General features: G+C 62.5%; 17 protein-coding genes. 11 read left to right on the top strand and 6 right to left on the bottom strand.

All coding sequences use genetic code 11. The features are described 5' to 3' along the window. Positions 1-71: 71 nt before the first annotated feature. On the bottom strand, positions 72-683 hold the full coding sequence (locus ACW9I6_RS23555; protein WP_457339896.1) for a DUF2796 domain-containing protein: 612 nt from the start codon (positions 681-683) through the stop codon (positions 72-74). Positions 684-818: 135 nt separating this feature from the next. On the opposite strand from ACW9I6_RS23555, the gene ACW9I6_RS23550 reads away from it, so the two are divergent. After that, positions 819-1,166, top strand: coding sequence for a hypothetical protein (locus tag ACW9I6_RS23550; RefSeq protein WP_401193709.1), 348 nt, complete (start codon positions 819-821; stop codon positions 1,164-1,166). A 3-nt stretch (positions 1,167-1,169) separates the two neighbouring features. Here the strand turns inward: ACW9I6_RS23550 and trxA are convergent, their stop codons facing one another. The 4 genes from trxA to ACW9I6_RS23530 all read right to left on the bottom strand — a co-directional run bounded on the left by trxA (position 1,170) and on the right by ACW9I6_RS23530 (position 4,157). Continuing rightward, the gene (trxA, locus tag ACW9I6_RS23545) at positions 1,170-2,042 is read right to left on the bottom strand and encodes a thioredoxin (RefSeq protein WP_003209995.1); all 873 of its coding nucleotides are present in this window, start codon (positions 2,040-2,042) and stop codon (positions 1,170-1,172) included. 32 nt (positions 2,043-2,074) lie between these two features. Then, a complete protein-coding gene (locus tag ACW9I6_RS23540) occupies positions 2,075-2,779 on the bottom strand; it encodes an Abi family protein (protein ID WP_457339895.1) in 705 nt (234 codons plus the stop codon). A gap of 269 nt (positions 2,780-3,048) precedes the next feature. Then, positions 3,049-3,702 (bottom strand): class I SAM-dependent methyltransferase, encoded by a 654-nt coding sequence (locus tag ACW9I6_RS23535; protein WP_457339894.1) that lies wholly within the window; start codon positions 3,700-3,702, stop codon positions 3,049-3,051. Further along, a complete protein-coding gene (locus ACW9I6_RS23530) occupies positions 3,699-4,157 on the bottom strand; it encodes a YbaY family lipoprotein (RefSeq protein ID WP_003209991.1) in 459 nt (152 codons plus the stop codon). Before ACW9I6_RS23530 ends, ACW9I6_RS23535 begins: the two co-directional genes overlap by 4 nt. Before the next feature lie 139 nt (positions 4,158-4,296). Here ACW9I6_RS23530 and nrdR point away from each other — a divergent pair, with 139 nt between their 5' ends. From nrdR to ACW9I6_RS23480, 10 genes are all read left to right on the top strand, one after another. Further along, complete coding sequence (gene nrdR, locus ACW9I6_RS23525; protein ID WP_003209990.1) at positions 4,297-4,767, top strand: transcriptional regulator NrdR; 471 nt, start codon at positions 4,297-4,299, stop codon at positions 4,765-4,767. Continuing rightward, the gene (ribD, locus tag ACW9I6_RS23520) at positions 4,764-5,900 is read left to right on the top strand and encodes a bifunctional diaminohydroxyphosphoribosylaminopyrimidine deaminase/5-amino-6-(5-phosphoribosylamino)uracil reductase RibD (protein ID WP_003209989.1); all 1,137 of its coding nucleotides are present in this window, start codon (positions 4,764-4,766) and stop codon (positions 5,898-5,900) included. The genes nrdR and ribD overlap by 4 nt, the downstream gene beginning before the upstream one ends. A 34-nt stretch (positions 5,901-5,934) precedes the next feature. After that, a complete protein-coding gene (locus ACW9I6_RS23515; protein ID WP_003209988.1) occupies positions 5,935-6,612 on the top strand; it encodes a riboflavin synthase in 678 nt (225 codons plus the stop codon). Between the two features lie 16 nt (positions 6,613-6,628). Further along, positions 6,629-7,720, top strand: coding sequence for a bifunctional 3,4-dihydroxy-2-butanone-4-phosphate synthase/GTP cyclohydrolase II (gene ribBA / locus ACW9I6_RS23510; RefSeq protein ID WP_003209987.1), 1,092 nt, complete (start codon positions 6,629-6,631; stop codon positions 7,718-7,720). Between the two features lie 90 nt (positions 7,721-7,810). Next, the gene (gene ribH, locus ACW9I6_RS23505; RefSeq protein WP_003209986.1) at positions 7,811-8,287 is read left to right on the top strand and encodes a 6,7-dimethyl-8-ribityllumazine synthase; all 477 of its coding nucleotides are present in this window, start codon (positions 7,811-7,813) and stop codon (positions 8,285-8,287) included. Continuing rightward, on the top strand, positions 8,284-8,784 hold the full coding sequence (gene nusB, locus ACW9I6_RS23500) for a transcription antitermination factor NusB (RefSeq protein WP_003209985.1): 501 nt from the start codon (positions 8,284-8,286) through the stop codon (positions 8,782-8,784). Before ribH ends, nusB begins: the two co-directional genes overlap by 4 nt. Before the next feature lie 18 nt (positions 8,785-8,802). After that, complete coding sequence (thiL, locus tag ACW9I6_RS23495; RefSeq protein ID WP_457339893.1) at positions 8,803-9,756, top strand: thiamine-phosphate kinase; 954 nt, start codon at positions 8,803-8,805, stop codon at positions 9,754-9,756. A 128-nt stretch (positions 9,757-9,884) separates the two neighbouring features. Further along, positions 9,885-10,502: a GTP cyclohydrolase II gene (gene ribA, locus ACW9I6_RS23490; protein ID WP_003209983.1), complete on the top strand. Its 618-nt coding sequence runs from the start codon at positions 9,885-9,887 to the stop codon at positions 10,500-10,502. Next, on the top strand, positions 10,499-10,918 hold the full coding sequence (locus tag ACW9I6_RS23485; protein ID WP_008436498.1) for a nuclear FMR1 interacting 1 family protein: 420 nt from the start codon (positions 10,499-10,501) through the stop codon (positions 10,916-10,918). The genes ribA and ACW9I6_RS23485 overlap by 4 nt, the downstream gene beginning before the upstream one ends. Beyond that, positions 10,918-11,715, top strand: coding sequence for a cobalamin-binding protein (locus tag ACW9I6_RS23480; RefSeq protein WP_401193697.1), 798 nt, complete (start codon positions 10,918-10,920; stop codon positions 11,713-11,715). Before ACW9I6_RS23485 ends, ACW9I6_RS23480 begins: the two co-directional genes overlap by 1 nt. Positions 11,716-11,822: 107 nt before the next feature. Here ACW9I6_RS23480 and ACW9I6_RS23475 read toward each other — a convergent pair whose 3' ends face one another. Then, positions 11,823-13,718, bottom strand: coding sequence for a TonB-dependent receptor domain-containing protein (locus tag ACW9I6_RS23475; protein WP_177020923.1), 1,896 nt, complete (start codon positions 13,716-13,718; stop codon positions 11,823-11,825). Between the last annotated feature and the right edge of the window lie 102 nt (positions 13,719-13,820).

Genomic DNA, 13,820 nt, shown 5'->3' with positions numbered 1-13,820 from the left:
ACCGCGGTGTTTCTGGAGCACCGCGGCGTCTGCATCGCAGGCAAGCCAGCTCCTACAGTGTGGTGTTTACATCAGAATTTCAGGGTGGCTGCTGTGGCCGTCGCTTCCACACCCTGCTGGCCGCTCGGGCCAATGAGTTGTACCTGAATTTTCTGGGTGGCGGGGAAGGTCTTGAACACCTGGGTCAGGTCGAGGTTGCTCAGGGCGGTCGGCGTGGCGCAAGTGAACTGGTAGTGAGCGTGGATTTCGCTGTGGTCGTGGTGATGTTCGTGGGCGGCGGCGCCTTTGCCATCGGTGGCGTGGTCGTCATCGTCTTCATCGTGGTCGGCTTCAGGCTTGTCGCCGAACAGCGGGCTGTTCAGTTCCTGGGTGCTGATCACGCAACCGGCGGCCCTGGGCAGGCTGAACAGCACCAAAGGTTGTTCAAGTTGTTTGCGGGCAGCGGCGACCTTGGCTTTGTCGGCGGACGTTGTAGCGAGGTGTTCGAAGCCCACCAGGTTCATCGCCGGGCTGTCCAGTTCCAGCTCCAGGGCCTGGCCGTCGAGCACCGCGTTGAGGCGACCCACGCCGTGTTCGTGGGCACCGAGGCTGCCGTGCTCGTGATCATGGTCGTGCTCGTCGGCAGCCTGGGCGATGGCCAGTGGCAACAGGGCAAACGGCAAAGCGAGCAGCAAACGGCGCATGGTGGAGCTCCCGGACAAAGATGAAAGTTTTGTTATGTGATCTTATAACAATTTTGCGAGGAGTTTGACCGCCCGCTTGGCGTAGCGCAAGACGCGTGGGAGCATGCTCGTCAGAAAAGTGCGGGAGTAAGTGCGATGTTGAGAATTCGTGGAACCGTCGGTGACCTGCCGGTGGACTTGACCCTGGAGCTGGATGACGGCGACTGGGCCCGGCTGGGCGCGCAGTTGCAGGCCAGCAAACCGCCGAGTGCCGAGCCCGAGGTGGCGCCGGCCGCGGGTAACCTGGACGAGAGCCTGTGGCAGGCCGCCCAGGATTTGCTGCGCAAGGCCGGGCAACTCAACGGCCTGGAATTGCTTGATCAGCTGGAAGGCCTGGCCGGCAGCGCCTCGGCGGGCAAGCGCCTGCTGGTGCGCCTGCGCCATAGCGCCAAGGTCAAGGTAGCCAGCGGCGGGGATACGCCGCTGTACAGTTGGATCGAGTAAGGCTTAATACAGCGCGGCGAACAGCTTGCGGCGGTACACGGTGACCAGCGGATGATCGTTGCCGAGCAGTTCGAACACCTGCAACAGCGTCTTGTGGGGCAGGCCTTCGCTGTAGCTGCGGTTGCGGATGAACAGCTTGAGCAAGCCATCCAGCGCGGCGTCGTATTGCTGGCGCGCCAGTTGTTGCACGGCCAGTTGGTACACCGCCTCGTCATCCTGCGGGTTTTGCGCCAGGCGGGCTTTCAGGTCTGCGGCGTCCGGCAGGTCGGCGGCCTGGCGCAGGAAAGTGATCTGCGCCTTGGCGCCGGCCAGTGCGGCCTTGTGATCATCGCTCTTGACGGCGTCGAGCACGGTTTGCGCTTCGCCCAGTTCACCGCGCTCGGCCAGGCAGCGTGCGTACAGGATCAGCGCGGCGGCGTTGGTGTTGTCTTCGCCAAGCAGGGTGACCAGCACGGCCTCGGCGTCGGTGATACGGCCTTCGGCAAACAACGCCTGGGCCTGCTCCAGTGGATCGGCAGCCGCCGGTGGTGGCATCTGCACATGGGGCTCCAGCATCGCGCGCACGGCGGATTCAGGCTGCGCACCGGCAAACCCATCCACTGGCTGGCCATCCTTGAACAGCACCACGGTCGGCAGGCTGCGAATGCCAAAGCGCGAGACCACGTCCGGCTCGGCATCGCAATCGACCTTGGCCAGCAGCAACTCACCCTGATAACTCTCGGCAATCTGCGCGAGCATCGGCATCAACGCCTTGCACGGCGCGCACCACTCGGCCCAGAAATCCACCAGCACGGGTTTTTCGAAGGAGTTCTGGATCACCGCCTGATCGAAGGTGGCGGTGGTGGCATCGAAGATGTACGGCGTGGGCTCACTCATGGGGAATCTCGAAGAAAGCAGGAATGGGGCAACTATAAAGACTGGAGGAGGCGACCGGAAGCTATGCCGCGATTAAGCGCGTACAGGATGCCAGAAAGGGTCCTGGTACCAGTCTTGAGGAAAACCCATCGCTTTGAGTGGGACAGGTCGCCGAGTGTGAGTTCTTCCAGCATTGCCCAGCCGGGCATGAGTGGTGGTTGGTCGTAGTTGGTGGGGTAGTGTCGGGCGTAACTCTCTTTTGCTCTCTGGCGTTTGAGATGGGCTTTGCGACCGCTTTCGGCTTGCAACCGATCTATTCGCAGGCATTCGCGCTCATAGTCTCGGATAGCGGCACATTGCTTGGACTGCAATGTTGCAAGTAGGCGTTGGTGGTCAAATGCCTGTTGAAAAATGCCGATATCGGTATACCAATGGCTGCCATAGTTGGGCCCCATATGGTTACTGATCATTGAGCGGGTCGTTATTTCCACGCGTTCAATGGCATCCATGCTCAACAATCGAAGCCTGCGGTCAACGTCGTAGAGTCGAGTTAGCTGACGAAAACCTGTGCCATCGCGAAATCGATGATCGACATCCCCCGATTGCTGAAAAGGGCGCATGTAGGGGCTCAATCGGAAAAAACTGACGGACTGCAAGAAACACTGCGCACGGGCTTCATCTTGAATGAGCAAACCACGTTGTTTGAGCAGTTCTATCTGGGAGGGGACATCAATGGCAGGTTTGTCGAACGTTCTCATGCCCAAAAAAAGCCAGGCATAAAAAACCCGCACAATTTGTGCTTAGTCACTTGCGCGACCAGAGGCATGGCGGGTGTATTGCGGCAAAGACTAGGCAGTAGCGGTGATGTTTGCAAGCTTTTTGAGCAAGAGGCGACGGATGCAAATTGGGGGGTTGGCATACCGTTGGGTCGTCCAGGTTGCGTGCGAGAGGCGGCCATTTTCCACGCTACGCTGAAGACTGTCTTAGCCCATCTGTTACTGGAGATTTGCGGGTTTGATAGGCGCGACTATCGCCGCGAATGGTACAGGCTCACCTTGCGAAACTCCCACGGCTCGGCCAGGTCGGGCAGTGTCAGGGCGTCGAGGATACCCAGGCGCTGATACTCCGGGTGCTGGAAGTCCCGAACCCGGGAATCGGCGACCAGCGCTTCGCGGCCGCGTGTCAGGAATTGATCCAGCAGCGGCAGGTTCGCCCGGTCGTACAGCACATCGGCGACCAGGATCAGGTCAAACCGGTCGGCTTCGGTGAAGAAGTCATCTGAATAGCCCAGTGTTACGCCGTTGAGTTCCGCATTCGCCCGGCAGGCAGCCAGGGCCAGCGGATCCAGGTCGCACGCCACCACTTCCAGCGCTCCGGCCTTTACCGCGGCAATCCCGGCAACACCCGAACCTGCGCCGAAATCCAGCACCCGCTTACCCGCGACCCACTCGGGGTTGGCCGCCAGGTATCGCGCCAGCGCCAGGCCACTGGCCCAGCAAAAGCTCCAGTACGGCGGCTCATGCAGGATGCGCCGGGTTTCTTCGGGGCTGAAGGCGCGGTCCATGTTGTCGGCGTCCAGTAACCACAGCGACAACTCGGTGCCCGGCAGCGGGCAGGGCACCAGTTGGGCGTCGCCGATCAGTTCGCTCAGTGCGCGTTGCAGGCCCAGCGGTGGCGTCATGGTGCGGGAACGAGTTGCAGCGGCCCGGTGGTCTGGGTGATCGCCTGGGTGATGCGCACCGGCGGCAGGTGCAGGATCAACTGGCCGGACTGGCTGGCGCGACCACGCAATTCAACGCGCCCGCCCGCCGGGAACGCTTGCGGGTTGAAGCGCAGGCGGAAGGCCAGGGGCTTGTTGTTGCCGATCAGCACGCTGCTGGCCAGCAGTTGTTGCGGGCGCGAACGGTCGTCGATCACCAGCAGCGCCAGTTCGACTTCGGCACCCGCCGGTATACCGTTCAATTGGCCGCTGACTTCACGCTGGTAGGCGGGCAACGGGCCAAGATCTTCTTCCACACCCGGCAGTTTTTTCTCTTGTTGCGGTGCCGGAGCCGGCGCCGCAGGTTTTGGGGCATGGCTGCTGCAGGCGACCAGAAAACCGAGCAACGTGAGCAAAACAAGTGGTCGTAACTGCATGTACGGCTCCAGAAAGGACAAAATCCGTGGCTTAAAAAATATGAAACATAATAGTCAGCCTATATACCGTAAAGGCTATGGCTTGTCTTGCCACAGGGATGCGCTACCATGGCCCTCCCATTTTTTGTTGCCTGCCACCATGCACTGTCCCTTCTGCGGTGCCAACGACACCAAGGTCATTGACTCGCGTCTGGTCGCCGAGGGCGAACAGGTGCGTCGCCGGCGTGAATGCCTGGCCTCTGGCTGCGGTGAACGTTTCACCACCTTCGAAACCGCCGAACTGGTATTGCCACGTCTGATCAAGACCGACGGCAGTCGCCAGCCTTTCGACGAAGAAAAACTGCGCGCCGGAATGCAGCGCGCCCTGGAAAAACGCCCGGTGAGTGTCGAGCGGCTGGAAGCGGCACTGGTGCATATCAAGCACAAGCTGCGCGCCACCGGCGAGCGCGAAGTCAAATCCCTGGTGGTTGGAGAACTGGTGATGGGCGAGCTGCAAAAGCTCGACGAAGTCGCCTATATCCGTTTCGCCTCGGTGTATCGACGCTTCCAGGACCTCAACGAGTTCCGCGAAGAGATCGACCGCCTGGCCCGTGAGCCGGTAAAAGAATGAACCCACCTTCGGCAGAACAAGCGGTACTCGACGCCCATTACATGGCCCGTGCCCTGGAACTGGCGCGCAAGGGCCTGTACACCACCCACCCCAACCCCCGGGTTGGCTGCGTGATCGTGCGTGACGGGCAGGTTGTCGGCGAAGGCTGGCACGTGCGCACCGGCGAACCCCATGCGGAAGTCCATGCCCTGCGGGCAGCGGGCGACAAGGCCCGGGGCGCCACGGCCTACGTGACCCTTGAACCGTGCAGCCACCACGGGCACACACCGCCGTGCGCCGATGCCTTGGTGAATGCCGGCCTGGCCCGTGTGGTGGCAGCGATGCAGGACCCGAATCCGGAAGTCGCCGGGCGTGGCATGCGCCGCCTGGCCCAGGCCGGGATCGAGACCCACAGCGGCTTGCTGGAAAACGAAGCGCGGGCGCTTAACCCGGGCTTTCTCAAGCGCATGGAGCATGGCCTGCCGTTTGTGCGGGTCAAGTTGGCCATGAGCCTGGACGGTCGCACCGCGATGGCCAACGGCGAAAGCCAATGGATCACCGGCCCGGCCGCCCGTGCCGCTGTGCAGCGCCTGCGTGCCCAGGCCAGTGTGGTGCTGACCGGCGCCGACACGGTGCTGGCCGATGGTGCTCGCCTGACCGTGCGCGCCGCCGAGCTGGGCCTGGATGAAGAAACCACCGCCCTGGCGATGTCCCGTCCGCCGCTGCGTGTGCTGATCGACGGCCGCCTGCGGGTGCCGCTGAATGCGCCGTTCTTCAAGGCTGGCCCCGCGCTGGTCATCACCTGCGTGACGCCGGACAACCAGTACCCCACAGGCCCCGAGTGCCTGGTGGTGCCGGGTGTCGACGGCCAGGTCGACCTGCGTTCCGCGCTGGTGGCCCTGGCGGCCCGTGGTGTCAACGAAGTGTTGGTGGAAGCCGGCCCAAGCCTGGCGGGTGCCTTCGCCCAGCAAGGGCTGGTGGACGAGTACGTGATATTCGTCGCCGGCAAGTTTCTTGGCTCTGCCGCCCGGCCTTTGCTGGACTGGCCGCTTGAGAAACTGGCCGACGCCCCCCAACTCAAGATCACTGAAATGCGCGCTGTTGGCGATGACTGGAGAGTCACTGCCATCCCTCTGCCATCAGCGAGCGTATAATTCCCGGCCTGCGCCACGTCTTCAGGAGAACGGCATGTTCACCGGCATTATCGAATCCATCGGCAGCATCCGTGCAATGACCCCAAAAGGCGGCGATGTACGCCTGCTGGTTGAAACCGGCAAGCTCGACCTGAGCGACGTCAAACTGGGCGACAGCATCGCCGTCAGCGGTGTGTGCCTGACCGTCATCGAGTTGCCTGGCAACGGCTTTGCCGCCGATGTCAGCCGGGAAACCCTGGACTGCACCGCGATGAACGACCTCAAGAGCGGCAGCCCGGTGAACCTGGAAAAAGCCCTGACCCCGACCACCCGCCTCGGTGGGCACCTGGTCAGCGGCCACGTCGACGGTGTCGGCGAAGTGGTTGCTCGCAGCGAAAACGCGCGTGCCGTGGAATTTCGCATTCGCGCACCGAAAGAGCTGGCCAAGTACATCGCCCACAAAGGCTCGATCACCGTCGACGGCACCAGCCTGACCGTGAACGCCGTGAATGGCGCCGAATTTGAACTGACCATCATTCCCCACACCCTGAGCGAAACCATCATGGCGTCGTACCAGCCGGGTCGCCGGGTGAACCTGGAAGTCGACTTGCTTGCCCGTTACCTGGAGCGCCTGTTGTTGGGCGATAAGGCCGCAGAGTCTGACTCTCTTCAAGGGCCCGCCGGGAACATCACTGAAAGTTTTTTAGCCGCTAACGGCTACCTTAAATCCTGACCCAAGGGGGTGCCGCGTGGCGCTCAACAGCATCGAAGAACTGGTTGAAGACATCCGCCAAGGCAAGATGGTCATCCTCATGGATGACGAAGACCGCGAGAATGAAGGCGACCTGATCATGGCCGCCGAGTGCTGCCAGCCGGAACACATCAACTTCATGGCCAAGCACGCCCGTGGCCTGATCTGCATGCCGATGAGCCGCGAGCGCTGCGAGCTGCTGAAGCTGCCGTTGATGGCGCCGCGCAATGGTTCCGGGTTTGGCACCAAGTTCACCGTGTCCATCGAAGCCACCACCGGTGTCACCACTGGCATCTCCGCTGCTGACCGCGCCCGCACCGTACAAGCCGCTGCCGCGAAAGACGCCAAGGCCGAAGACATCGTCAGCCCGGGCCACATCTTCCCGCTGATGGCCCAGCCGGGTGGCACCCTGGCTCGCGCCGGCCACACCGAAGCGGCCTGCGACCTGGCGCGCATGGCCGGTTTCGAGCCGAGCGGTGTGATCTGCGAAGTGATGAACGACGACGGCACCATGTCCCGTCGCGCCGAGCTGGAAGAATTTGCCGCGCTGCACAACATCAAGATCGGCACCATTGCCGACCTGATCCACTACCGGATGATCCACGAACGTACCGTTCAGCGGATTGCCGAGCAGCCGCTGGACAGCGAACTGGGCCAGTTCAACCTGGTGACCTATCGTGATTCCGTGGAAGGCGACGTGCACATGGCCCTGACCCTGGGCACCATCTGCGCTGAAGAGCCAACCCTGGTGCGGGTGCACAACATGGACCCGCTGCGCGACCTGCTGATGGTCAAGCAACCGGGGCGCTGGAGCCTGCGGGCCGCGATGTCCGCGGTGTCCGAGGCCGGCAGCGGTGTTGTATTGCTGCTGGGCCATCCGCTGGATGGCGACGTGCTGCTGGCGCATATCCGCGAGACCGCCGACCACGCGCCGGTGAAAAAACCGACCACCTACAGCATCGTCGGGGCCGGTTCGCAGATCCTGCGGGACCTGGGCGTGCGCAAAATGCGCCTGATGAGTGCGCCAATGAAATTTAATGCCATATCCGGTTTCGACCTGGAAGTAGTAGAATACGTGCCCTCCGAATAAAGGCCGGCGTTGTTTGCCCCTTGTTCGCGGTTCAAATATCACTGAGGGGCGCGCACTAAGCGCGTCCCGGCTCTTTAAGAGATTTGTCGAATGACCCTGAAGACCATCGAAGGTACCTTCATCGCCCCCAAAGGCCGCTATGCCCTGGTGGTTGGCCGCTTCAACAGCTTCGTGGTTGAAAGCCTGGTAAGCGGTGCCGTGGATGCCCTGGTTCGCCACGGTGTGAGCGAAAGCGACATCACTATCATCCGCGCTCCTGGCGCCTTCGAAATTCCACTGGTTGCGCAGAAAGTTGCACAGCAGGGTGAATACGCGGCGATCATCGCCCTGGGCGCGGTCATTCGTGGCGGTACTCCGCACTTCGAATACGTGGCTGGCGAATGCACCAAGGGCCTGGCCCAGGTGTCCATGGAGTTCGGCGTGCCGGTCGCCTTTGGCGTGCTGACCGTTGATTCCATCGAACAAGCCATCGAGCGTTCCGGCACCAAGGCCGGCAACAAAGGTGCTGAAGCTGCCCTGTCCGCCCTGGAAATGGTCAGCCTGCTGGCGCAGTTGGAGGCCAAGTGATTAGCGACGACAGCGATCAGTTCAACCCCCAGGACCCGCGCCCGGCAGACGCCGGCAAGCCATCGAAAAGCGAAAAGCGTCGTTCGGCCCGCCAGCTCGCGACCCAGGCTTTGTACCAGCGCCACATGGCGAAAACCTCGCTGAACGAAATCGAGGCGCAGTTTCGCGTCGACAACGATTTCAGCGCGGCCGATGCCAGCTACTTCCACGACATCCTGCACGGTGTTCCGGCCAACCTGGCGGAGATCGACGCTGCACTGACGCCGTGCCTGGACCTGGCGATCGAAGAGCTGGACCCGGTTGAACTGGCCGTACTGCGCCTGTCCACCTGGGAACTGCTCAAGCGCGTCGACGTGCCTTACCGCGTTGTGATCAACGAAGGGATCGAACTGGCGAAAGTCTACGGTTCCACCGACGGTCACAAGTTCGTCAACGGCGTGCTCGACAAGCTGGCCCCGCGCCTGCGTGAAGCCGAAGTGAAGGCGTACAAGCGCTAACTGGCGCTTGCTGACGCAATGGGCGAGTTTGAGCTGATCCGCAACTACTTCGCCGCCGCGCCCTGTGCGCAGGGCGGCGAAGGCATTGCACTGGGGATTGGCGACGACTGTGCCTTGCTGGCTGTTCCTCCCGGGGAACAGCTGGCGATTTCTACCGATACCCTGGTGGCCGGCGTGCATTTTGCCGACCCCTGCGATCCGTTTCTGCTCGGCCAGCGCTCGCTGGCCGTGGCAGTCAGCGACCTGGCGGCCATGGGCGCCAATCCCCTCGCGTTTACCCTTGCCCTGACTACCCCGACGGTTGATACCGATTGGCTGCAACGCTATGCCCAGGGCTTGAACGCCATGGCGCAGGGTTGTGGCGTGGTTCTGGTGGGTGGCGACACCACCCGTGGGCCGCTGAGCCTGACCATGACCGTGTTTGGCCGGGTGCCGGCGGGCCAGGCCTTGACCCGCAGCGGCGCGCGGCCCGGCGACTTGCTGTGTGTGGGCGGTGAGCTGGGTAACGCAGCGGGCGCCTTGCCGCTGGTGCTGGGGCAGCGCACGGCGGAGGCGGCTATCGCCGAGCCGCTGCTGGCCCATTACTGGTCGCCGCAACCGCAGTTGGCGCTGGGCTTGGCGTTGCGGGGCAAGGCCACGTCTGCCATGGATATTTCCGACGGCCTTTTGGCTGATTGCGGGCATATCGCCAAGGCGTCGGCTGTCAGCTTGTTGATCGAGCAGCAAAAACTGCCGTTGTCCGCCGCCTTGCTGGCGTTCGTCGGTGAGGCGGATGCCCGGGTGGCCGCGTTGAGCGGGGGGGACGACTACGTACTGGCGTTCACCTTGCCGCCCGCCGAACTGGCGCCGCTGTTGGCCGCCGGTGTACCGGTCCATGTAATCGGCCGGGTCGAGGCGGGGCAGGGCGTTACCCTGCTGGATGCGTCTGGCCAGGACGTCACGCCGGCCATTCGTGGCTATCAACATTTCTGAAAGGCATAGAACCAAGCTGAAGGCCAATCGAACCTATTGATCTTTATCAGCGATAATTCAGCTTAAGCGTCTGTAGGAACCTACTGTTACAATCCCTCCCCTGTGAAATCTGAAATCAGGAGCACAAGGTGCCCGTCGTTTTCGTCGCCGCTTCCAAGCTGCCAACCCCTTTTGCCACGTTCACCATGAATGGCTTTCTTGAAGAAGCCACCGGGCGCGAACACGTTGTTCTCAGCCTCGGTGACGTGGCGGACGGTGCCCCGGTCCTCGGTCGCGTGCACTCCGAGTGCCTGACCGGTGATGCGCTGTTCAGCCAGCGCTGTGACTGCGGCTCGCAACTGGAAGCCGCCCTGCAGGCCATCGCCCGCGAAGGCCGTGGCGTGTTGCTGTACCTGCGTCAGGAAGGCCGTGGCATTGGCCTGCTGAACAAGATCCGCGCCTATGAGTTGCAAGACGGCGGCGCCGACACTGTGGAAGCCAACGAGCGCCTCGGTTTTGCCGCTGACCAGCGCGACTATGGGATCTGCCTGCCGATGCTCCAGCACCTGGGCGTCAAATCCCTGCGCCTGATGACCAACAACCCGCGCAAGGTCAAAGCCTTGACCGACATGGGCATCACCGTCGCCGAGCGCGTGCCGCTGCACACCGGCCACAACCCGCACAACAAGCTCTACCTGGCCACCAAGGCCAGCAAGCTCGACCACATGATGGGCAACGAGCACCAGGGCGAGGCCGACCGGGCGTGACGCGCGGCCAGGTCAAGCGGCGGCTGTCGTTTAACTGGTGGCAATACCTGGCGTTGGCGCTGGCGCCGTTGTTTGTGATCAACCTCGTGTTTGGCAAGGCCGAGCCCTTGCTGCCGGTACTGGCGATGCCGTTTTTTATCGCCGGCGTAGCCTCGATGTTTGTCAGCCTGCGTTACTTCCACGGCTATAAACACGCGCTGATCGCCACCGGCAAAGCCCTCGATACCCCTGAAGAACCGGCTGCCTGGATCACCCTCGCGGCCCGTCGTCGTGTGGCGTTGCTGGTGGCTGCACTGCCGGCCTGGGTCGGCGCGCTGGCGGTGTTTGTCGGGCTGGAAGCGGTGCCGCTGTTTCTGTTGGCATTGTCGACCCTGGTGCTGTTCTACCTCTACCGCATCCCGCGCCAGTTGGGTTGATGCGCGTCTGGCTGGCGGTGTGGCTGCTGGTCGTCGCGGCCCAGGCTGCGGCGGTTGAGCGGGTGGTCAGCCTTGCGCCTTCCTTGTCTGAAATCGTCGTTGAACTGGGCGCCGCCGATTTGCTGGTGGGCGTGCTGGATGGCGGCGAGCGGCCACAGGCGTTGGCGAACGTGCCGTCTGTGGGCAACTACGGGCAGTTGGACATGGAACGGCTGCTCAGCCTCAAGCCCGACCTGATCCTGCTTTGGCCCGGCAGCGTCGGCCCGGGCCCGCGTGAACAGCTGCAACGCCTGAACATCCCGGTATTTGTCGCCGAACCCCACAGCCTCGAACAACTCACCTCACAGGTCGAAACCATTGCCCGGCAACTCGGGCGGGATGACGCCGGCCGGCAATTGGCCGCGCAGTTGCGTCAGCGCTTGGCCGAATTGCGCTCGCGCTATCACCGGGCCGAGCCGTTGCGGGTGTTTTATCAGGTGTGGAACCAGCCGCTGTACACCGTGGGTGGCGGGCAGATCATCAGCGATGCGCTGAGTGTGTGCGGCGCGCGCAATGTGTTCGATGACCTGAAATTACCGGCACCGCAGGTCAGTATTGAGTCGGTGTTGCAGCGTAATCCCGAGGTGATTCTGGCGGGCGATCAAGCGCAGCTGGATGCCTGGAAGGCCTGGCCCCAGGTGGCGGCGGTAGCGAACGGGCATTTGCTGCTGGTGCCCGACAAGGGCCTGGAACGGCCCAGCGGGCAGATGCTGCAGGCGGTGGCGCGGTTGTGTCAGGTGATTGCACCGGGGCTGTGAGACCGCTATCGCAGGCAAGCCAGCTCCCACATTTGACCGAGTCGTCTGGATAAGCACGGTCCCCTGTGGGAGCCGGGCTTGCCCGCGATGAGGCCGGTGCAGACGACTTAGAGTTCCGGCGTCCAGGTCACCCCGAACATCAGTGCCCGGCCTTCTTCCCGATAGCCATATTGCTGGCCTTGATACTGATACAGCGCCCGGCTGTAGTCCTTGTTCAGCAGGTTATCGAGCTTCATTTCCAGCGTGACTTCATGGTTCACCGCCCAACTGCCCCGTAGCCCCAGCAAGCCATACCCGCCCAGGCGTTGCTGGTTCGCCGCATCGTCGTAGCTGCTGCTGACCGCTTGCCAGCTGGCGCCGACGCCGAATTGATCGAATTGGCGATCCAGGTCCAGGCTCAGGGTGCGCCGGGCTCGACGCGCCAGTGTGCGCCCGGTGTCGCGGTCGCGTGGGTCGATCAATGCAACGGCGAGGCTGCTTTGCCAGCCAAACAGTTCTTGCTTGAGCGCCGCCTCGAAGCCGTTGATGCGTGCGGCGCTGACGTTTTGCGGGCCGTTGCTGGCAAACACGATCGCGTCCTGAATATCGGTGCGGTACAGCGAGGCTTCCAGTCGGCTGCTGTCGCTGAGCTGGCTGCGCCATTGCACTTCGTAGCTTTTCGATGTCTCGGGCTTGAGGTTCGGGTTACTGTTTTTGAAGCCGAATTCGTCCGGGTAGTAGAGGTCGTTGAACGTAGGCGCGCGGAAGCCTTCGCTGTAGCTCAGCAACAGATCATTGTCCGGGTTCAGCGGCAGGGTGAAGGTGCCGCTCCAGCTGTTGTGGCCGCCGAACTGTTGATTATCGTCGCGACGCAGGCCCAGTTCGGTGGAAAAGGACTGGGCTTGAAAACGGTGCTGGATAAACGCCGCTCGATTCCAGCGACTGTCTTCGGCGAACGCTGTGCTGCTGTTGACCTGGTCCTCGTACCAGTCGCCGCCCAGTATCAGGCTGTTCTGCTCATTGAGGGTCAGGTCGTTCTGCCAATTCAGTGAGTTGCGGTAAGTGTTGAACACGCTGCGTTCGGTGCTGAGCTTGTCCCGGGTTTCTTCGCGGTTTTCGCTGTGGCCCGCTTCCAGCCGGGACTTCCACGTGTCATTGATACGCGCGTCAACATAGGTGCTGACACTGCTCACGGTGAAGTGGGTGTAGGGCTTTTGCTGGAAGCTTTGGAAGGTGGTCGAATCGAAGCGACCGAACGGGTTGTCGAATTCGCTTTTGCCGCGGTTATCCAGCACGTTCACACCCGCTTCGAGGTCATCGTTGAAGGCATGGCTCAGGCTGAAACTGATGGCCTGGTTGCGATAGGCGTCATGGTCACGGTCGCTGGGATAGGAGTCGTACGTGCGATTGATTCCCGCCGTGTCATCCAGGCTGGCGCCGAGGTTGAAGCGGGTTTGCGCATCGCCGCCGGACAAGCCCAGGCTGCGTTCCCACGTCTGGTTGCTGCCAAATCCCACATGCAGGCGGGGTTGCAGGCCGGACTCGTTACCACGCCGGGTGAAAATCTGGATCACCCCGCCAATCGCATCGCTGCCGTAGATCACCGAGCGCGAACCACGCAGGACTTCCACGCGTTCGATCTGCTGGATGTTCAGGTGCTGCAGGTTGCTGTCGCCGGAAGTCGAGTTGCCGATGCGCTGGCCGTCGACCAGCACCAGGCTCTGGGCCGACTTGGTGCCACGAATGTAAACGCTTGCCAGACTGCCACGGCCACCGGCCTGTGAAACCTGCACGCCGGGCACGCGGCTGAGCAAGTCGGTCACGCTGGTGGGTTGCAGGCGGTCGATGTCGTCGCGGGTGAAGACGGTGTTGGCGGCGCTGCTGTCGTTGCGCGCCTGGACCTGGCGGTTGGCGCTGATCACCATGTCGGGCAGCTTGAGGGCTTGGTCGCGTTCGAAACTGTCGGCGAGCAAGTCGGTGGCGGGCAGTAACAGAAGGGGCAGGGCGAGGCGAAGGCGGTTCATGGGCTGTCCGTAGCATTTGAAGTTGGCATAAAACAAATGTGGGAGCGGGCTTGCTCGCGAAGGCGCAGTGTCAGTCAATGCATCTGTCGACTGACCCAGCGC

Source organism: Pseudomonas sp. SDO5522_S412, from assembly GCF_054071215.1.
Note: the sequence above shows the minus strand (reverse complement) of the source record. Positions and strands in the feature narration are given on the sequence as shown.